The sequence below is a fragment of the Stenotrophomonas nitritireducens genome (assembly GCF_001700965.1).
Lineage (GTDB): Bacteria > Pseudomonadota > Gammaproteobacteria > Xanthomonadales > Xanthomonadaceae > Stenotrophomonas > Stenotrophomonas nitritireducens_A.
In genome coordinates this window covers 2725441-2743995 of the sequence record NZ_CP016756.1, presented here as the reverse complement: position 1 = coordinate 2743995, position 18555 = coordinate 2725441, and the positions used below count along the sequence as shown (strand labels likewise).

The 18555-nt window shown below is 63.5% G+C and carries 19 protein-coding genes; 6 read left to right on the top strand and 13 right to left on the bottom strand.

The window, feature by feature from the left end; translation table 11 throughout:
- Positions 1–54 precede the first annotated feature (54 nt).
- Positions 55–2463: a membrane-bound PQQ-dependent dehydrogenase, glucose/quinate/shikimate family gene (locus BCV67_RS11500; protein ID WP_062170251.1), complete on the top strand. Its 2409-nt coding sequence runs from the start codon at positions 55–57 to the stop codon at positions 2461–2463.
- Positions 2464–2631: 168 nt separating this feature from the next.
- On the opposite strand, the gene BCV67_RS20115 is transcribed toward BCV67_RS11500, so the two are convergent.
- The 5 genes from BCV67_RS20115 to BCV67_RS11480 all read right to left on the bottom strand — a co-directional run bounded on the left by BCV67_RS20115 (position 2632) and on the right by BCV67_RS11480 (position 5718).
- On the bottom strand, positions 2632–2790 hold the full coding sequence (locus BCV67_RS20115) for a hypothetical protein (RefSeq protein WP_156455882.1): 159 nt from the start codon (positions 2788–2790) through the stop codon (positions 2632–2634).
- Positions 2771–3061 carry a hypothetical protein gene (locus BCV67_RS11495; RefSeq protein ID WP_062170253.1) on the bottom strand — a complete coding sequence of 97 codons (291 nt, stop codon included), beginning with the start codon at positions 3059–3061 and terminating at the stop codon, positions 2771–2773. Before BCV67_RS11495 ends, BCV67_RS20115 begins: the two co-directional genes overlap by 20 nt.
- Before the next feature lie 154 nt (positions 3062–3215).
- Positions 3216–3866 (bottom strand): dethiobiotin synthase, encoded by a 651-nt coding sequence (bioD, locus tag BCV67_RS11490; protein ID WP_062170255.1) that lies wholly within the window; start codon positions 3864–3866, stop codon positions 3216–3218.
- Positions 3863–5155: an adenosylmethionine--8-amino-7-oxononanoate transaminase gene (gene bioA, locus BCV67_RS11485; RefSeq protein ID WP_062170257.1), complete on the bottom strand. Its 1293-nt coding sequence runs from the start codon at positions 5153–5155 to the stop codon at positions 3863–3865. The genes bioD and bioA overlap by 4 nt, the downstream gene beginning before the upstream one ends.
- A gap of 47 nt (positions 5156–5202) precedes the next feature.
- Positions 5203–5718: a M23 family metallopeptidase gene (locus tag BCV67_RS11480; RefSeq protein WP_082746637.1), complete on the bottom strand. Its 516-nt coding sequence runs from the start codon at positions 5716–5718 to the stop codon at positions 5203–5205.
- Positions 5719–5956: 238 nt separating this feature from the next.
- Here BCV67_RS11480 and BCV67_RS11475 point away from each other — a divergent pair, with 238 nt between their 5' ends.
- On the top strand, positions 5957–6229 hold the full coding sequence (locus BCV67_RS11475; RefSeq protein WP_156455883.1) for a hypothetical protein: 273 nt from the start codon (positions 5957–5959) through the stop codon (positions 6227–6229).
- Positions 6230–6533: 304 nt separating this feature from the next.
- On the opposite strand, the gene BCV67_RS11470 is transcribed toward BCV67_RS11475, so the two are convergent.
- Together BCV67_RS11470 and BCV67_RS11465 are read right to left on the bottom strand one after the other, a co-directional pair.
- A complete protein-coding gene (locus tag BCV67_RS11470; protein ID WP_062170261.1) occupies positions 6534–7229 on the bottom strand; it encodes a TorF family putative porin in 696 nt (231 codons plus the stop codon).
- A gap of 132 nt (positions 7230–7361) precedes the next feature.
- Positions 7362–8156 (bottom strand): hypothetical protein, encoded by a 795-nt coding sequence (locus BCV67_RS11465; RefSeq protein ID WP_062170263.1) that lies wholly within the window; start codon positions 8154–8156, stop codon positions 7362–7364.
- A gap of 173 nt (positions 8157–8329) precedes the next feature.
- Between BCV67_RS11465 and BCV67_RS11460 the strand changes: the two genes are divergently transcribed.
- Positions 8330–9310: an HPP family protein gene (locus BCV67_RS11460; RefSeq protein WP_062170265.1), complete on the top strand. Its 981-nt coding sequence runs from the start codon at positions 8330–8332 to the stop codon at positions 9308–9310.
- A gap of 79 nt (positions 9311–9389) precedes the next feature.
- On the opposite strand, the gene BCV67_RS11455 is transcribed toward BCV67_RS11460, so the two are convergent.
- On the bottom strand, positions 9390–10049 hold the full coding sequence (locus BCV67_RS11455) for a glutathione S-transferase family protein (RefSeq protein ID WP_062170267.1): 660 nt from the start codon (positions 10047–10049) through the stop codon (positions 9390–9392).
- A gap of 84 nt (positions 10050–10133) precedes the next feature.
- Complete coding sequence (locus tag BCV67_RS11450; protein WP_062170269.1) at positions 10134–11273, bottom strand: alpha/beta fold hydrolase; 1140 nt, start codon at positions 11271–11273, stop codon at positions 10134–10136.
- A 246-nt stretch (positions 11274–11519) separates the two neighbouring features.
- Here BCV67_RS11450 and BCV67_RS11445 point away from each other — a divergent pair, with 246 nt between their 5' ends.
- A complete protein-coding gene (locus tag BCV67_RS11445) occupies positions 11520–12335 on the top strand; it encodes a dienelactone hydrolase family protein (protein WP_062170271.1) in 816 nt (271 codons plus the stop codon).
- A gap of 134 nt (positions 12336–12469) precedes the next feature.
- On the opposite strand, the gene BCV67_RS11440 is transcribed toward BCV67_RS11445, so the two are convergent.
- Positions 12470–13105: a hypothetical protein gene (locus BCV67_RS11440; protein WP_062170274.1), complete on the bottom strand. Its 636-nt coding sequence runs from the start codon at positions 13103–13105 to the stop codon at positions 12470–12472.
- 456 nt (positions 13106–13561) lie between these two features.
- On the opposite strand from BCV67_RS11440, the gene BCV67_RS11435 reads away from it, so the two are divergent.
- Together BCV67_RS11435 and BCV67_RS11430 are read left to right on the top strand one after the other, a co-directional pair.
- Complete coding sequence (locus BCV67_RS11435) at positions 13562–14680, top strand: alkene reductase (protein ID WP_062170276.1); 1119 nt, start codon at positions 13562–13564, stop codon at positions 14678–14680.
- A 390-nt stretch (positions 14681–15070) separates the two neighbouring features.
- Positions 15071–15544, top strand: a complete 474-nt coding sequence (locus BCV67_RS11430; protein ID WP_062170278.1) for a hypothetical protein — start codon at positions 15071–15073, stop codon at positions 15542–15544.
- 8 nt (positions 15545–15552) lie between these two features.
- On the opposite strand, the gene BCV67_RS11425 is transcribed toward BCV67_RS11430, so the two are convergent.
- The 3 genes from BCV67_RS11425 to BCV67_RS19575 form a co-directional block, all read right to left on the bottom strand.
- On the bottom strand, positions 15553–16758 hold the full coding sequence (locus BCV67_RS11425) for a hypothetical protein (RefSeq protein WP_156455884.1): 1206 nt from the start codon (positions 16756–16758) through the stop codon (positions 15553–15555).
- Positions 16759–17307: 549 nt separating this feature from the next.
- The gene (locus BCV67_RS11420) at positions 17308–17817 is read right to left on the bottom strand and encodes a DUF4123 domain-containing protein (RefSeq protein ID WP_062170287.1); all 510 of its coding nucleotides are present in this window, start codon (positions 17815–17817) and stop codon (positions 17308–17310) included.
- A complete protein-coding gene (locus BCV67_RS19575; protein WP_082746638.1) occupies positions 17814–18212 on the bottom strand; it encodes a PAAR domain-containing protein in 399 nt (132 codons plus the stop codon). Before BCV67_RS19575 ends, BCV67_RS11420 begins: the two co-directional genes overlap by 4 nt.
- Between the last annotated feature and the right edge of the window lie 343 nt (positions 18213–18555).

Below are 18555 nucleotides of genomic sequence, written 5' to 3'. Positions count from 1 at the left end.
GCAGACATGACTGGGCGCAGCATGGGTACATCTTCTGTACCTGCGGGGGACGCCATGCGTTTTCTGACCTTGTTGTTGACGAGCCTGTTCGGGCTGGCCCTGGCCGTGGGTGGCGGCTGGCTGCTGGCGCTGCACGGCAGCCCGTTCTACCTGTTCAGCGGCGTACTGCTGCTGATCGTTGCCTGGGGCCTGTGGCGCCACCGGCGCTGGCCCACCTGGCTGTACGCCGGCTGGTTGCTGGTGCTGCTGGGCTGGTCGCTGTGGGAAGCCGGCCTGTACTGGTGGCCGCTGGCCACCCGCCTGGGTGTGCCGGTGCTGCTGGGCCTGCTGATGGCCTTGCCGGCCGCGCGCCGCTCCAGCCCGCGTGGCTATACCGGGCCGGCCGGCTGGCCGGTGCTGCTGGCCTCGCTGGCGGTGGCGGCGGTTGCCTTGGCCGGCATCCCGCGTCACCTGCACGAGATGGACGGAACCCTGCCGATGGACATCGTCAACGCCAACCCGGCGCTGGGCGACAGCCCGCAGCCGGACGGCGAGTGGCAGGCCTACGGCCGCAGCGGCTACGGCCAGCGCTACTCGCCGCTGGCGCAGATCACCCCGGCCAATGTCGGCCAGCTGCAGCTGGCCTGGCAGATGCAGACCGGTGACGTGCGGCTGCCGCAGGACGTGGGTGAGACCACCTACGAGGTCACCCCGCTGAAGATCGGCAACATGCTCTACCTGTGCACGCCGCACAGCCTTGCCTTCGCGCTGGACGCCGATACCGGCAAGGTGCTGTGGAAGTTCGACCCCGCCGCCGGCATGGAGCCGCAGCGCCAGCACCAGACCTGCCGTGGGCTTTCGTACTACACCGAGCCCACCGGCGCAGCTGCCGCAACAACGCCGGCCACCCTGACCGCCACCGCCTCCACAACCGCCGCACCTGCACCGGCCGCCGTGCCCGCAACCGGCCATGCCTGCAGCAGCCGGGTGTTCCTGCCCAGCGCCGATGCCAAGCTGCACGCACTGGATGCACAGACCGGCGAGCACTGCAGCGACTTCGGCAACAACGGCGTGCTCGACCTGCTGCACAACATGCCGTTCAAGCAGGCCGGTTACTACTACTCCACCTCGCCGCCGCTGGTGGCCGGCGGCAAGGTCATCGTCGCCGGCGCGGTCAACGACGACTATGCGATCAACTCGCCTTCCGGCGTGATCCGCGCCTACGACGTGCACAGCGGCCAGCTGCTATGGAACTGGGATTCGGGCAACCCCACCCAGACCGCGCCGCTGGACCCGAACAATCCCAACCAGGTCTACACCCCCAGCTCGCCGAACAGCTGGTCGGTGGCCAGTGCTGACGAAGCCCTGGGCCTGGCCTACTTCCCGATGGGCAACCGCACCCCCGACCAGCTCGGCATGTACCGCAGCCCGGCCGAGGAAACCTACGCATCGTCGGTGGTGGCGCTGGATCTCAGCAGCGGCCAGGTGCGCTGGGTGCAGCAGTTCGTGCATCACGACCTGTGGGACATGGACACCCCGGCGCAACCGGTGCTGCTCGACTTGGACCTGCCACAGGGCCGCGTACCGGCGCTGGTGCAGCCAACCAAACAGGGTGACGTCTACGTGCTGGACCGCCGCGACGGCAAGCCGCTGCTGCCGATCAGCGAGCGCACCGCGCCGCAGTACGTGGATATTCCCGGCCAGCACGCCGCGCCCACCCAGCCCGCCTCCGCGCTGAGCTTTGAACCCAAGCCGCTGCGCGAGGCCGACATGTGGGGGGCGAGCCTGATCGACCAGATGCTGTGCCGCATCCAGTTCCGGCAGCTGCGCTACGACGGCCGCTATACCCCGCCGACGCTGCAGGGCAGCCTGGTCTACCCGGGCAACTTCGGCACCTTCAACTGGGGCAGCGTGGCAGTGGACCCGCAGCGGCAGGTGATGTTCGGCATGCCGACCTACCTGGCCTTCGTGTCCAAGCTGGTGCCCAAGAATGAAACCCGCGGCCGCGCGATGAACAAGGGCGAGCACGGCCTCAACGAGAACAAGGGCGCCGAATACGCGGTGGAGATGGGGCCGTTCATGTCGCCGATAGGCGTGCCCTGCCATGTGCCGCCGTGGGGCACGATCGCCGCCGCCGACCTGCGTACCGGCAAGATCGCCTACCAGCACCGCAACGGCACCATCCGCGACCTGTCACCGATCCCGCTGCCGATCCGCATCGGTGTGCCAGGCATTGGCGGACCGATGCTGACTTCCACCGGCGTGGCCTTCATGAGCGCAGCCACCGACGACAACTTCCGCGCCTACGACCTGGCCACCGGCAAGGTGCTGTGGGATGTACGTATTCCCGCCGGCGGACAGGCAACGCCAATGACCTACCTCAACAGCCAGGGCGAGCAGATGGTGCTGCTGGTGGCTGGCGGGCACGGCTCTACGGGAACCAAGGCCGGCGATTATGTGTTGGCTTACAAGTTGAAGAAGTAAGGTCCTTAATGGCTGAAGCAGGGGCAGAAGCACCCCTCCCCAACCCTCCCCTTGCCTTCGGCAAAGGGAGGGAGCACGAGCAACAGCGTCAGTAGCGCCGATCCGCCCCCTCCCTTGCGCAACGCGCAGGGGAGGGTTGGGGAGGGGTGCTTTTCGCCACGAACTCAATCAGCCCAGATCAATCCGCGGCACGTCATACCAGGCCGCATCGGGGAAGCGCTGCAGTACCCAGTCGCGGATGAAGCTGCGGCTGTCGGCGGCGATCACCTCGTCACTGCTGTCATCGCGGCTGTTCCGGCAGCGCGCATCAACGCTCCAGCGCAGCAACCAGGTTCGTGATGTTGCGCCGGTTCTTGCCCCAGTCCATGCATTGGGTGGGCAATACGCAATTGCTCCGGAGCACGGTCCGGCGGTCTTCGCAGGTCACTTCGATCGTCTCGCCAAATGACCACAGATTGAATGAAACCGCACAACGTATGCCTGTCGCTGTCTTCTGGATGCCTTTCCAGCCGTTACGACGCATCGCCGCCTCGATATTATCCGACGTGTGATCGCGCTCCAGTATCTCCTCATGGAACGCAGGGAAAGCAAATGTCATGTCAGGCTCCTTCCTGTCTGGAGGCTACATCATAGATGACTGGCAACCCGGAATGAGCCCGAAATTCGGCCACTGCTCCATCCCCTCCCTGCTCTTTCACCAATGAATGCAACGCTGCCTTTCACCAGCAAAGGGGGCACACGGTTCCCGCGCTTCACCCCAGATCAATCCTTGGCACGTCATACCAGACAGCTTCCGGGAACCGCGACAGAACCCAATCTCGAATAAAGCCTCGGCTGTCAGCCGCGATCACCTCGTCACTGCTGTCATCGCGGCTGTTCCAGGCAATGCCGTGCAAGGTGATGCCACGCGCGGCCAACGCCTCCAGCGACAACAGAGTGTGATTGATCGAACCCAGCCGTCCCGAGGTGACCAGCAGCACCGGCCAGCCCTTTCCTGCGACGTAATCAATCGTCAGCAACTGCTCGGTCAACGGCACCATCAAACCACCGGCGCCTTCGATCAGCACGGTCTCGTAGCGCTCGCACAGGCGTGCGGTCGCCGCTTCGATCGCGGCAAGATCCAGTGGTCGCTGCTCCAGCCGCGCGGACAGGTGCGGCGATGCCGGGTAGGCGAACAATGCCGGCATCGTGGTGCCGTCACGGTCCTCTTCAAACAGGCCGGTACCCATGATCCGCCGATGCAGCAGGATGTCATCGGAGGCACCCACGCAACCGGTCTGCACCAGCTTCTGGGTGATCACGTCCTCGCCCTGCGCCGCCCATTGCTGCGCCAGCCAACCCGTGACCACGGTCTTGCCGATCTCGGTATCGATGCCACTGACAAATACGATCCTGCCGCTCATGCGCGCATATCCTCTTCCTGCAGGCTGGTGACCAGCGCAACCATGCCTGCGCACAACTGCTGCAGCTGTGCATCGTCAATCACAAATGGCGGCATCACATAGACCAGCCGGCCAAACGGGCGGATCCATATGCCGTGTTCCAGCATCCGCTGCTGGATGCGTTCCAGGCGCAGACCAGCCTTCAACTCGATTACCCCGATGGCGCCAAGCACGCGTACATCGGCAACCTGCGGCAACACGCGTGCAGGCGCCAGGCCCTGTTCAAGCTGGCCTTCAACCGCCGCCACTCTGCCTTGCCAATCCTGCGCCAACAACAGCTGCACCGACGCCAAGGCCACCGCACAGGCCAGCGGGTTGGCCATGAAGGTCGGCCCGTGCATGAACACGCCCGGTTCGGCGCTGGCGATCACGTCGGCCACCTCACGCGTGCACAGCGTGGCGGCCAGGGTCATGTAACCACCGGTCAATGCCTTGCCGATGCACAGGATGTCCGGGCTGATGCCGGCGTGCTCGCAGGCGAACAGGCGCCCGCTGCGGCCGAAGCCGGTGGCGATCTCGTCGCAGATCAGCAGCACGTCGTGCGCACGGCACAGCTGCGCCAGCTCACGCAGATACTGCGGATGATAGAAGCGCATGCCACCGGCGCCCTGCACCACCGGCTCGATGATGAAGGCGGCCAGCTGATCGGCGCGCTCGGCAAACAGCTGCGCAACCGGCGCGATATCGGCGGGGTCCCAGTCATCGCCGAAGCGCGTCTGCGGGGCGGGAACAAAACAACGCGACGGCAGCGAGGCACCAAACAGACCGTGCATGCCGGTGACCGGATCGCAGACCGACATCGCGTTCCAGGTATCGCCGTGGTAGCCGGAGCGGGTGGTGGCGATGTTGGTCTTGCCGGGCTTGCCGCGTGCGGCTTGGTACTGCACCGCCATCTTCAGTGCTACTTCGACCGATACCGAACCGGAGTCGGCGTAGAAGATCGCATCCAGCCCCTTGGGCACGATCTGCAGCAGCTGCTTGCCCAGGGCGATGGCCGGCTCATGGGTGAGCCCACCAAACATCACATGCGACATGCGCCCCAGCTGTTCAACCACGGCCTGGTTCAGCTGCGGATGGTTGTAACCATGAATGGCGCACCACCATGAGGCCATGCCATCGATCAGCTGGGTGCCGTCTTCCAGCTGCAGCAGCACGCCATCGGCGCGCGCAACCTTCAGCACCGGCACCGGGCTGCCCAGAGCGCTATAGGGGTGCCACAGGTGTTCACGGTCGAATTGATCAATCAGCATTGTTGGGCGCTTCACGCCGCGGCAGCGCGGCTTGCAGGGGGCGTACCTTACCGCTTGCGCGGCTGGCCTGCATGCATCAGCGGCAACGGGTCGAACGGGCCGTCGCCCGCGTAGATGCCGTAGTGCAGGTGTGGCGGCGTGCCGCGCGCATTGCCGCTGTCACCGACAAAGCCCAGCACATCGCCCGCCTGGACAACGCGCCCGTAGGCCAGCCCCGGCACCCAGTCCTGCAGGTGCGCGTAGTAGTGGCGTTGCCCGGCGGGACCGATCAGCCACACCTGGCGCCCGCCCAGGCCACTATCGCGCACAGCCGCCACCACGCCAGCTGTGGCCGCGAGCACTGGCGTACCGCGCTTGGCGAAGATGTCGACGCCATGGTGTTTGCGATCACGCCCGCGTGGCGCGCCGAAGGTATCGGCGATCTGCCGCGGCTTGATGCCTTGCACCGGCACCACGATGGCCGTTGGCGGCGGCAAGCGGGAGAGCTTCCAGCTCTCGCGGGCGACAACCGAAAAGGGCTGCTGCCAAAGCCAGCTGGCGGCCAATGCCAGTGCTGCCAGCATCAGGAGGAAACCTGTCGCTCGCAATGGCGTGATTCGTGCGGGAGAAGTCAAAGTGCGCCTGATAGATATCTGCTGGATGCCGAAAGCTAGCAGGAGGTCACGGTGAATTTCCACAACATTTTCGTCCTCACTACTCAACGGCGAACACTTCAAATTCACTTCACATTGGGCGCATAGAGGGAACACGCAACGCAGCTAGATTGTGCACCTCCGAACCCATCGCCCATGCACCTCGCACATGGACATTCTCTACTTCATGACCCGAACACCCGCGATTCCCGCAGCGATGTATCTACTGCTATTGGCTTGCACATGGTGCTTCAGTCGATTGCTGTTCGATGCGGTTTCAATCCTGGGGCTGATCGGATTGCTGATGGCCTTCCTGGGCAGCAGCGGTGAAGCATCAATGATCATCGCGCTCATCGCTGTCATCCAGCTGACGCTGAGCTTCGCCGGCAGCCGCGTGCAGCGTGTGAGTGGCGGTGCTCGTGCACTGTCGGATCGTGGCTGATGGGGCTGTTCAATGCCAATAGCTTCGCGACTTACGCCGCTCCCACAAAGGCGACGTCATGCAGTCTTGTAGGAGCGACGTCAGTCGCGAAGCTCGTACTTGTTCAGATCGCAGATCGGGCAATCTGCTCATTGATCTTAGTTTCGCGGCTTACGCCGCTCCTACAAAGGCGGCGTCAATGCACTTCTGTGGGAGCGACGTCAGTCGCGAAGCTCGTAGATCTTCAGATCGCAGATCAGGTGATTGCTCATTGATGTCTGCTTCGCGGCTTACGCCGCTCCCACAGCCGAGGCATTGGCGGCTATCAGAACGATGCCTGCACGGCGGCTTCCCAACGGGTGCCGGCAGCGTTTTCGCCAAACAATTCCCGCGCATGCTGATCGGTGAAATGCCCGCTCAGGCGCAGCTCGATGGGGGCAGCTACCGCCCATATCGCACTGACCTGGCCGTGCGCGTAGCCACCGCCTGCGGCATCCTGAAGCTGGTACCAGCCGGCGGCGGCTTCCAGCCGCAGTTGCGATGCCAGCGGCATGCGCACACCGAGCTGGGTGTACAAACCATCCTGCGTGGTTCCCAAGGCCTGCGGCGACCAGCCTAGTGACAGCCAATAGTTGTCCTTCCAGGTCAGCGTGGTGTTGAGTTCGGTCCAGTTGAGGTCGACCGTGGTGGCGGGGTAACGGTAGTGCAGCAGGTTGGCATCCAGCGCCCACGCATCAGCCAGCTTGCCGTTCCAGCCGACGATGAAGTCCAGCTCGCTGCTGGCATGCGTTTCCGGCGCGAACTCTACGCTGGAACCGGAGACAGCGGCGTACGCCCCATTGGCGCCGGCCAGGCGAAAGCCTGCCTGTATCGCTGCATCGCCCTGGCTCTGGGTGGAGCCGCGCCAGACGTAATCACTGGTGAGTGCGGCGCTGCCGCTGGTATCGATGGCCAATGCATCGGCACTGGCGGTGAAAGCAACAAAGGTGGCGAGATACAACGAAGCACGGCGGGTTTTCATGGGCATTCCGAAGGCGGCCACGCGAGCTGCGCGGCGATGCGGAATTGTTTCCTTCACCCGCATAAACCGGCGATGGCGGCAGGCCTGCAACCGCATCAAATCTGCGTAAAACCGCGATGCCCCTGCCCAGCTTCAATCCAGCGCGGTGAACACCGGCCGGCTCGCTCCCGCCGGCATCGGCTCGGCGAACGCCGGCTTGACCTCCATCGGTACCCAGTCGCTTTCACAACGGGTGAACTGCCATTGACTTGGTTTGAAGCGCGCTGCCGCGCCATCGGGCTCACCGATGAGGAATTCAGCCTGGATGTCATAGTCGATCAGCGGCGCATTGAACCAGACATTCTCCCCGGCCTTGCAGTCGATGAACGCACGCGAGGTATCCAGCACCCAATCACCGCTCTCCGGGTCAGTGTGATAGACTGGGCTGATGCGCTGGTCAGTGGCCAGCCGCATGCGCCCGGGCGTCATTTCCAGTGCGCTTACCCACAAGCCGGCCAACCGCACCGGTTTGGTGAACTGCAGCGCATCCAGACCACGTAACCCCAGGGGACGTTGCGGCTCGCCGTTATCGAATACATCGCGGCGATTGACCAGCGTCCCCTTCGGCACCTTGAACTCGCCGTACTGGAAGTCACGATCCAGCACGAACTGTGCGCGGCTGGAACGCCGCCAGTTCTCAACGTCGAATTCGCGTTTGAACTGGGCCACTTTGTAGACCATAAAGCCCACCCACACCATTACCAGCAGCACGAATATGGTGCTGATCCGCGTCTTCCAGTTGAAAAAATTCGCCCATCCGCCCTCGCCATGGCGGTGGAAATACCAGGCCTGCACCAGCAGGCCGATGGCCATGGCGGCACCGACAAGCGGCAGCACAATCACCAGGAGCAGGAACGGCCACGAGATCAACGGTCCAAAAAGCATCATGTGAACAACAATACGGAGTGCGCTCCATCCTACCGTCTGCCCATGCCGGTGCACGCAATCACGCCATGAGCACCAAACAAATCCGCATCAGCGACCGGTCACCGGCCCGATCCGGACTCATGCGCGAGGCAAAAATACCCTCAAAATGGGCAACCCCTCGCCTATCAACTGCCATGACGTCCAGCAGCAAGCCCCTGCACCCCCTGCGCAACTGGCTGAGCATCGAGCGCAACCAGACCAGCCATGGGGAAAAATGGATCTCGGCACTGGGCGCGCTGATCGGCATCACGGTGGTCTATCAGCTCACCCATTGGTGCTTCCCGGGCGGGTTCGGCAACCATCACGGCGGCGCCATCCTCCTGGCGTCGATGGGCGCCAGTGCGGTTCTGGTGTTCGCGGTACCGCATGGCGCGTTGTCGCAGCCGTGGGCGGTGATTGCCGGCCATCTGGTGTCGGCGTTCATTGGCGTCAGCTGCCAGTTGATGTTCCCCGAACAGGCCTGGACCGGCGCCCTCGCCGTGGGCCTGGCGGTAGGCGCGATGCACTATCTGCGCTGCATCCACCCGCCCGGCGGCGCCACTGCGCTTGCCGCCGTGATTGGCGGCAGCGACGTGCATGCGCTCGGCTACCACTACCTGCTCACGCCGGTGGCGATAAATGTCGCCGCCATCCTGTTGGCCGGCATCGCCTTCAATGCCTGCTTCGCCTGGCGCCGCTACCCGGTGCACCTGCACCGGCGGCGGCAGCAGACCGCTGCCGTGCCCTCCTCACAGCGCCGTGTCGACCTGACCCAGGAAGACTTCCACGCCGCCATCGGCCAGCTCAATTCGTTCGTCGACATCACCGACGAAAACCTGACCGAACTGCTGGAGCTGGCCAAGCAACATGCCGAACGCGATGCCCTGCATCCGGACCGTATCGAAGCCGGCCGCTGCTACAGCAATGGCCGCCTCGGCCGCGCCTGGAGCGTGCGCCGGGTCACGGTAACCCCGGCGTTGTCAGGGCCGGTTGCCGATCGCCTGGTGTACGCCGTGGTGGCCGGCGATGGCATCGGCGATATCGGCCATGCCACCGCCAGCGAGCTGCGCCAATGGGCGCGTTTCGAGGTGACGCTGCGCGAGGGCGGACGCTGGGCCAAGCTGGGCTCGGATTGATCCATCGCGGAAGCCGTTGGCGATGCCGCACGTGCCCGCAGTAACCGCTGATCCACGCGCCCGTTGCAGCCGCCAGCAATCAATCGCGGTCGGGCGCTCCCAGCGGGAACAGGTGACGGTAGCTGCGTGCCTCGTTGACCGCGCGCGCGAATGAGGGGCGTTGCAGCAGACGCTGGCGGTAGCCCAGCAGCAGCGGGTAATCGTCGCTGATACGGTGCACCCAGTCGGCGTAGAACAGCGCCGGCGCCGCCGCGCAGTCGGCCAGCGAAAACGCCTCGCCACAGGCCCAGGTGCGGCCCGGCAACTGGCTTTCCCACCACGCGTAAGCCAACTCAAGTTTCTGCACGGCAAACGCACGCGCTTCGTCGCGCTTGCCGTCGTCGCCAGTCAAGGCACCGGCCACCGCATGCTGCACCGGGCTCATCACGTGCAGATCGAAGAAGCGGTCATGGAAGCGCACGTCCAGCGCGGCCATCGGCTGCTCGGGCAGCAATCGTATTGGCCCGGGGTGCTTGAGCTGCAGGTATTCAATGATGATGCTGGTTTCCACCACGCTGCGGTCGCCATCAAGCAGCAATGGAAACTTGCCCAACGGCCAGCGTTGCAGCCATTGGCCGATGTATTCCGGGGTATCCGGCCCCAACAGGCGGAACTCGAAGGCGATGGCGTTCTCATACAGCGCGATCAGCACCTTCTGCGTATACGAGGAGAACGGGTGACCATAAAGCAGCAGCGACATGGCAGGACCTCCGTGACTACAGCAGCGTGGCAACGATGATTCATTGGCAACGATGGGCATCACACACCCACGGCCCTGGGAGGTTCAAGCACTTCCGCCGCGGTCCGGTGTCACGGCCGGGCAGTCATTGGCCGGCGTCTGGCCGCTGAAGCGCTCGGCAATCCAGGCAACGGCCTGATCTGCCGAGGCTATCGCGGTGGTTGCGTGGCCGGTATCCGGCAGGCGCAGGTAACGCAGGACGGCGCCGCGCTGGCAACTGCGGTCACGGAAGCCCTGCGTCACCGGCGTGGCCACCAGCCCATCGGCGTCGGATTGCACCAGCAGCAGCGGCGCCGCCCCGGCCGCCAACGCGCTGATCGAATTGCGCGCCATCAAACTGTCCCACGGCGCGCGCCCGGCCAGGTCAAGGCTGCCCAGGCGTGCACGCAGCCGCAACAGTCGCAGCAGCGCGGCCGCAGAGAACGGATCGCCTTCGCAGCCACGGGTGGCGCGCTCGATCACCCCTTGCGTGGCCTTGTTGGCAATGGTGGACAGATCAGCGCCGTACACCCTGGACCAGCTGCGCGCGGTGAACGCCGTCAACAAACCACGCACCGTGGGATCGGCGTGCTGCATGTTCGCCGCCAGATCGGTCGGCGGCGATACCGCCACCACCCCCTGTAGCTGCAGTTCCGGTGCATAGGCGCGCGCCCGTTGTGCACTGAACAGCGCCGCATGCCCGCCCTGCGAATGCCCCCATACCGCGAACCGCTGGCCCGCAGCGGCGGCCGCAACTGCCCTGGCCGCACGCACCGAATCCAGCACCGCCGCTGCAGTGGCGTCACCGGCAAGATAGGCATGCGGCCCGCGCGTACCCAGGCCGGGATAATCACTGGCCACCACCACCCAGCCCCGCGCCAGCATCTGCGCGAGGCCCGGAATCTGATCCAGCGTACGGATCGGCGTGCAGGCCGAATCAATACCCACCGTGCCATGCGCCCAGGCCACCACGTCGCGCCCGGCCAGCGGCGCCACGCCTTCGGGTGCGATCAGCACGCCGGTGGATTGGGTGGGGTCGCCATCCACATCGGTGGTTTCGTAGCGGATGCGCCATGCCTTGGTGCCGGCCGGTGCGCCGCCGGTGGGCGTGGCCTCCAGCAGCGCGCCTGGTGCCGCAAACACCGGCGCGCTCGCCACAAGCGGCCACATGAGCACCAACAGCCAGCGCATCACCGCGATCTTCATGCCTTCCAATCCCTGGGCACCCGTTGTGCTGATGCTAGCTCAAACCAGGCGCCAGCACGGCGCGCGCGGGCGGCCTATGTCACGAAGAAACGTTCATTCCGCGAAGGTGCACGCACTTGCGCCCATGACGTACGCCGTTACCGCATTCACCCGCAGCCGGATGCATGGCTTCGATAAGATAATCTCGCGCCGGCGCCGTCATTGCCGCCACTACAATCAACGGCCCAGGCAACCCGAAGCGCTCACATGCCCAAGCATTACCTTGCCATCGGTCTGGCCCTGCTCGTCGGCAGCACGCACGGCAGCGCCACCGTCACCCACATAAGCGGGGTGGGGCCGCTGGCCAAGGACGTATTTGCCACAGTCGATATCACGCAGTTCGAAGTGGGCAGTTTCGTTGCCGATGATGGCCTAGTACTCCCCTATCGGCTGTTGCGCCCGGCCAACCTGCGGGCCGGGCAAACCTATCCATTGGTGATCCAGTTCCATGGCTCCGGTGGAATCGGCACGGACAATAACGGTCAGCTCGACAGGCTGGCCAGAAGCTGGGCGGTGCCAGAGATACGCCAGCACTACCCGGCCTACGTGCTGGTGCCGCAGTTCCCTATCAGGAGCGCCAACTATGGCCCGGCCTCGGCCGATCAGTCCGCCCAGGCTGCACCGGTGCTGGCGGCCGCGCTGACGTTGGCGCGCAGCGTTGCCGCCGACAACCCGGTCGACCACAGCCGCATCTATGCGCTCGGTTTCTCGATGGGCGGATCGGCGGCGTGGCTGGCGCCTACCCTGCAGCCGGACCTGCTGGCCGCCATCGTGCCGATCTCCGGCATCGCTCCGGCCAACGCGCATGCAGACACATTCAAGGCGCTGCCGGTTCTGGTGCTGCATGGCAGCGCCGATGAGGAAAACCCGATCACTGCCGACCGCCGCTTTGTCGCTGCGGTTCATGCCGCTGGCGGCAAGCAGATCCAGCTCAGGGAATATGCCGGGCTGGCACATACGCCGCCGGCCGACATCGATCCAGGCAACTGGTGGCGCGACTGGCTGTTCCAGCAGCACCGCTGATCGCCGGGCTTGTCGCAGCCGCGAAGCCGCGGATGGCGACGGTGCAAGAAGCCCGGGACTGCCATCGCATGCACGCGGGCAGATTGCCTGCTTCGCGGCTTACGCCGCTCCCACGCACAGCTAATGGCTTCAAATCAGTTGCGCAGCACCAGCTTGTCACCGGCGGCGACGAACTGCTTGCTGTACTCCAAGCTCGGGCAACAACGCGAATCCTCTTCGGCGTAGTCCAGGTAACTGACCTGCAGATGGCCGCCGGCGATATCGAAATCCGCCAGCTTGCCGGCATCGGCGGCGCTGCTGTCGATCAACACCAGCTTTCCTTCGCGCTGCTGGAAAACGAACAGATGCTGGAAGTCGGTATTGCTGCCTTCGATTGCAAACAAGGTGCTCGCGGCCAGATCGGCAAGCCCATCGCCGTTGATATCACCACGCACCAGCTTGCGGAACTCCTCGGACTCGATCAACGAGGTTTCAATGGCTTCCTGTTTGCTCTGCGCGATATAGCCGGCAATGGCTGCCGCCAGCGCGGCCTTCTCATCATCAGCGGAAACCAGCGGCGCTGCTGCGGGCGGCGCCTGCGGCTCAACCGGCTGTGGCGGGGGTGCGGTGCAGCTGCCCTGCTCGCAGATGCGATCGCCCTTGCAGTCGCTGTCCTTGTGGCATTGGCCCGCCCGGGCATCTGGCAGCACCGGGACGGGCGCTTCCGCTGCCGCGCAGGCTGCCAGGCCCAGCGCGATGGCGGTGGAAAAAAGGAAGCCTCGAGCAGCCATGCAACATCCCCTGTTTATGCTGCGCCGAGCGTATGGCCTGCGCCCTGAATAGGCAAGATTGTCTGCCACAAGCGCCTTTCTGCACAAAACCCACCGCCTTTCAATAAAGGCAACGCATGACCGGCGCGCGCTTCAGGCGCTTCATATCCGGTTGGCAGCGCCCCCTCCGTGACAGCGACATCAGCTGCGAAGCCGACGATCCAACTGCACCCGACAACCCGTGATTGCAGGCACGGCATTGGCCCATTTCAGCGCTGATGGCCCGGCCTGCCATCGTCAATGCCCGCGTGAATGTTGCGGCAGCCGCAATTCTGCTTTCCACACTGTTCGGTTGAGGTGGCCCATAACCGTGCCCATGTTCCAGCAGTCCTTGCTGCGGTGCCCGTTGCGCTGCAGCTGCAGTGCCGGTTGCCGAGGCACTGCCCTCCCCTAATCAGATCTTCCTGGAACATTGAAATGAGCACGCTTTTCGAGCCTTACAACCTTGCCGGGATCCGGCTTTCCAACCGCGTCGTCATGGCGCCGATGACCCGTTCCCGCGCGCCGGACGACATTGCCGACGAACGCGTTGCCCTGTATTACGCACAGCGCGCCACCGCAGGCCTGATCGTCAGCGAAGGCACGCCCATTTCGCGCGAGGGCCAGGGCTATCTGTTCAACCCCGGCATCTACAGCCCGGAGCAGATTGAAGGCTGGCGCCTGACCACCAACTCGGTGCGTGCGCTGGGCGGCAAGATCGTCGCCCAGCTGTGGCACGTGGGCCGCATGTCGCATCCCTCCATCCAGGCCGATGGACGCGCGCCGGTCAGCGCCAGCAGCAAGCAGCCCGCCAATTCCAAGGCCTTCGGCTATACCGAAAGTGGCGAGCCCGGCATGGTTGATCCGCCGGCCCCACGCCAGCTGAGCACCGAAGAAGTCGCACGCGTGGTCGAAGATTTCGCCCAGGCTGCGCAGAACGCGATGGATGCCGGCTTTGATGGCGTGGAAATCCACGGCGCCAACGGCTACCTGCACGAGCAGTTCCTCAATCCGCTGATCAATGACCGCGACGACAAGTACTCGGCGGCAACGCTGGAGAACCGGATCCGCTTCACCCTGGAAGTGATTGATGCCATCGTTGCGCGCATCGGCGCCGAGCGCACCGGCATTCGCTTGTCGCCCTACGGCAACGTCTTCGACATGCCGTCCTATCCGCAGACCGATGAAACCTACACCGCCCTGGCCGACGCCATCGGCAAGCGCAAGCTGGCCTTCGTGCACCTGATGAACCAGGCAGGCTTCTCCCGCACCGACCCCGGCCAGGCCGGTTTCAACGCATTGCTGAAGACCATCAAGGGCAAGCTGCCGCAAACCAGCCTGATCCTGGCAGGTGGACTGGACCGCGAATCAGCCGAATCGCTGATCGACGAAGGCCTGATCGACCTGGCCGGCTTCGGCGTGCCATTCATCAGCAACCCGGACCTGGTCGAGCGCCTGCGCAACGGCTACCCGCTGGCCAAGGCCGACCCGACTACCTTCTACGGCGGCAACGGCAAGGGGTACATCGACTACCCGCCTTACAACGCCGCAGGCTGAAGATCGGGCACGATTCAGTACCCTTGCAGGAGCGGCGCAAGCCGCGAAGCCCGCGATCCAACGGTTGCGTACTCCACGCAATTGCACAGTTTGTGATTGCGCAGGGTCCGCCGGCTTCGCGACTGACGTCGCTCCTACAATCCTGCAGCCACCGGGAATCCAAACATCTTTGTGGGAGCGACGTGAGCCGCGAAGCCCTGAATCCCGCCGCCATTGGCTCTATGCAAATGCATAGCCTGCGGATGCGCAAGGTCTCCTGGCTTCGCGACTGACGTCGCTCCTACACAGGACTAGAATGCGGACGGCATTGGCGCAGGTACAATTGCCCTTAGCCATACAGATTGCGGCACTCCCGCAACAACCGGTGCCCGCCATCTGGAATCAGGACCAATGCCCATCTCGCTTCTGTCGCAGAACATGCTGGGTCACTGGACTGGCTCCACACCTGAGACCTGCGAATTCCAGTACGGCAGCACGCTGGTTCTGGTCGAATACGTTGCCATCTATCCCATGGAGCGCAAGCTGGCCGCCGCCCAGCAAACCATTAACGATGCGTTCGCGGAAATACCTTGTGCATTGGCCTTCGCATCGGCGGTGTCTGCAGCACGGCACCCCGCCTTCTGGAAGCACGTCAACCGCATAGCCCTCAGGCAATCGCTACTGAACGTTTTCAGTATTCGTTATGTACCCGACAGCGATCAGCCCATCTATGAAATTTCTTGGAACCCCAGCTTCGATACAGAATCAGGCATGGCCTATTCGGAAGACTGGGTGGAGGAAATGGTTGAAGTAAACACACCAAGTGACCATGACTTCATTCGCGTAAAGCGCATCAGCAAGAACCAGTATCAACTTCTCGACTGACTACCGCACTAGAACTGCCCACGCTCAACCCCCTGCATCCACGCCTCCGGCTTCGGCGCCCAGTCGCCCTCACCCAGCACCGCTTCGAGCAGGTTCTGGATTGGATAACCCAGATGCTGCTCGGCTGCCAGGCCGCCATCACTCATCTGCGCCGCAGCCACGAACTTGCGAAACGCACGCTCATCGCCTGCTGCAAGCGCGGTGATCTTCTTGGCCAGATCGTAGGAAAGCCGGTTGCCATCGTCTGCGGCGAGGAAGGATTTTCCGGACCAGAACAGCTGGATGCTCTCCGGGTTCCAGTAAGCGGCGTGTTGCGCGGCAATCTCATGCGGAAAATACATCTGCGCGCCGGGCGCCGCCAGCTGTGGATACAAGCTGTGTTCTGTGTTTACCGCCAGGCCCTCGTTCAACCAGGCCGGAATCGGCAGGTGCTGCAGCAGGCAATGGGTGAGCTCATGGGCGATCACCGGTTCCATCGAATCAAGGATCGACAGCGGCAGCACGAAATGCCCATAGCCAGCCTTGATGAACATGCCCGAAGACATCGCGTACTCGCCGTCTTCGGGGTAGTAGTGCGAGACATAGGCGTAGTAATCATCCTCATCGGCGAAAACCATCACCACGTGCTTGCCCATGCCCTGTTCAACCGCAAGTGCCCCCAGGTTGCGACGGATGCGCCCGAGCAGGCGTTGGCAGCTGGCAAGGAACACCTCGCCAGGCCGGTCCATCAGGTTTGACAACAGCAGGAAATCGCCGGACTCGGTGATCCGGTAGTGCTCGCCAAGGCGGTGATTGAGCGCCTCCAGCCATTCCCTTGCCGCCGAAGTGCGGTAGATATGCACAGCCTCGGCATCCATCTGCGCGGGCGCGTCTTCGCTGATCCGCCCCCAATCGGCGATGGGCAGCTGGGTGCCGTCATACCAGTGCATCTGCACCGGCACGCGCGGCAACGACGGCGTGGCCTTGGGCGTCCTTTCCCGCGAAAGATGAGTAACCCCCCATCCAATCAGAACGAACACCACCAGGAAGAACGCCACCGAGTACAGCGCATCCTTCCCATTCCGCGCGTCTTCAGCGGCCACGTCCGCATCCGCTACGGCCAAGTGCAATGCAGGCGCGCCTTGCAGCTGCACGGCATACGAAGAACTGGCATTGGAGGCCATGGACGTGCACATGCCTGATACCACCAGTACAAGAATCAGAAGAAATTTCATGCTGTCGCTTTTACCTGTGCCGGGTTATTGCCAACGTTGCTGTCATGTTTCCATCACCGCATCTGATGTCACTGGCTGCACTTCATCGCCCCTGTGCAGTGAACAATTTCCCAAGGTCATTGCAGGAAAGGCACGACGCCTGAAACGTGCGGGAGCGGCGTAAGCCGCGAAGCCCACGATCCAACCGTCGCGCACTTCACGCAATTGCAAAGTTCGTGCATGCGCATGGTTTGCCAGCCTCGCGACTGACGTCGCCCCCACAACCACCTCACCACCGCGAAGCCATGCATCTTTGTAGGAGCGGCGTCAGCCGCGAAGCCAACGATCCAGCCGCCCCACACTTCATGCAATTGCACAGTCAGTGGATGCGCATGGCTTGCCGACTTCGCGACTGACGTCGCTCCCACAACCACCTCACCACCGCGAAGCGATGCATCTTTGTAGGAGCGGCGTCAGCCGCGAAGTCAACGATCCAACCGTCGCGCACTTTACGCAATTGCAAAGTTCGTGCATGCGCATGGTTCCGGCAGGCACAGCTTGGCAAACTGCTCAGGCGTCAGCTGAAGCATTGCCGGCCTCCTGTTGTCGCAGCAGGTCGGCGCCGAACAAGGTCTGGGATTGGCCGCGCAGCGTCACTTGCCACTCAAGCACAGGTCCCAGCAACTCAATCTGCTGAGGCAAGGACAGCACCTGGCAATAGCGCAGCCACGCGCGCGGATCATAGAAACGCATCAGCGCAAGACTTCCATCCGGCAGGGCAATGTCCAGCTGCTGTTGCAGATGAACAAACAAGGGTTCGAACGGAACGCGAGAGGCCAGCAAGGTAAGCCCCACCTCGGTCTGTTCCAAACCAGCCAACCAATGATCCACCGGTTGTTGGACACCGCCCAACGGCAGCTCCATCAGCCAGGGTGCTGCTTGTGCATGCGCAGCTTCGGGTTGCCCATCAAACAGGCAGCGGCATTGCAGCCCGGCAGTGCCGGCGTGGTGCTGCAGCGTGCCAGCGCGTTCCGGTGCGCCCGCGCAATCCACCAACGCGAATTTGTACCAGTCACTCATGCGCGAACCAGAAACGGGGCGCTGTTCGATGCACCTGCAAGCAGGCATTCCAGGCACACCGCTGGTTTTTCGAAGCGTATTGGAGCTAACGGTAGCTGCTGCGATGCCGAAGCGCCCGCTGCAGTACCGTCATCGAGATGCACCAGCGATTGTCGCGTCGCCAGAACCTTGCAGCCACAGGCGAGATGACTTCCATGCAAGGCAACCGATTGACCATCGATGACAATGCTGCCGTCCCCGGTGATGATGGGGAAGATGCCCTTGTGCAACGGACAAGTGGCTTTATCGCCAACGCGGGCTACCGCCATTCCCTCTATGTCGGTAAATGGCGATCCGGTAATGACGCGACCACTGCTGCTGGTCAGGTCGCCCACAACAATCCATTTGCGTCCCACGATCAGCTCCGCTGACTGCCATCACCCGACTATTGGGAAAGGCAGACAGCATGACCATGAGATTTGTCCGGGTTCTCGCCCGCTTGGGCGCGGCACTCGTGTTCTCGCCCGCTTTCGTCTGTCGAATTCCTTCAACGCTAGACCAACCAATCTTAGCGGCCCAAGGTTAATTCAACGAAAATGGCCAGAGCGGAACCCGGACTCTGACCTTGGCCTTCAAACCTGAGGCCTGGACAAGCCCAGCGCGGCGACCTGGCCAGGCATCTGTACTGGAAGGAAAGCTGACCTCGTTCGTCGTCAGCAAGAACAAGAAAGCCGAGCACCGACCCGACTTCGTTGACTA